Source organism: Herbaspirillum lusitanum, from assembly GCF_046025995.1.
Classification (GTDB): domain Bacteria; phylum Pseudomonadota; class Gammaproteobacteria; order Burkholderiales; family Burkholderiaceae_D; genus Herbaspirillum; species Herbaspirillum lusitanum_A.
The window spans coordinates 1-869 of sequence record NZ_JAQQFM010000027.1 but is presented as its reverse complement, the minus strand read 5'-3'; the positions used below and the strand labels follow the sequence as shown (position 1 = coordinate 869).

Annotated in this window: 1 protein-coding gene; it reads right to left on the bottom strand. The window is 62.4% G+C overall.

The window, feature by feature from the left end; translation table 11 throughout:
• Window positions 1-869, bottom strand: an 869-nt coding sequence (locus PQR62_RS25540) for a branched-chain amino acid ABC transporter permease (RefSeq protein WP_408160891.1), incomplete at both ends; no start/stop codon positions are given.

The following is an 869-nucleotide window of genomic DNA, read 5'->3' as shown; positions in this document are numbered from 1 at the left end:
ACGCGCTCACCCATAATTCCCGAAGGACGGAGGGTCAGCACGATGATCAGCACGATGAAGGCGAAGATGTCCTGATAATTGCTGCCCAGGAAATCGCCGGTCAGGTCGCCGATGTAACCGGCGCCCAGGCTTTCGATCAGGCCCAGCAGAATCCCGCCCAGCATGGCGCCGTAGATATTGCCGATGCCGCCCAGCACCGCCGCCGAGAAGGCCTTCAGCCCCGGCACGAAGCCCATCGCAAATTGTGCGGTCGAATAATTGGCCGCCCACATCACGCCGGCAATGGCCGCCAGACCGGCGCCGATGGCAAAGGTCACCACGATCACCTTGTTGGCGTCCACCCCCATCAGACCGGCGATGCGCGGATTCTCCGCCGTGGCGCGCATGGCGCGGCCCATCTTGGTCTTCTCCACCACCAGCACCAGACCCACCATGGCCAGCACCGCCAGCACCAGCAGCATGATCTGCGTCGGCGAAATCAGCGCGCCGGCGATATGAATCGGATCCGACGGCATCACCTGCGGGAACGGCAGCGGACTGCGGCCCCAGATCATCATGGCGATCGTCTGCAGCAGAATCGAAATGCCGATGGCCGTGATCAGGGGCGCCAGACGCGGCGCATTGCGCAGCGGACGATACGCCACCCGCTCGATGAACAGGCTCACCAGGATGCAGATCGGCACTGCTCCCACAATCGCGATGATCAACTGCACGATCCCCGGCAACTGCGGCGCCGCGTTCTGCACCAGTTTGAGCAGCGACAAACCCACCATCGCCCCCACCATCAAAATGTCGCCGTGCGCAAAATTGATCAGGTTCAATACCCCGTACACCATCGTGTAACCCAGTGCGATCAGCGCGTACATGCT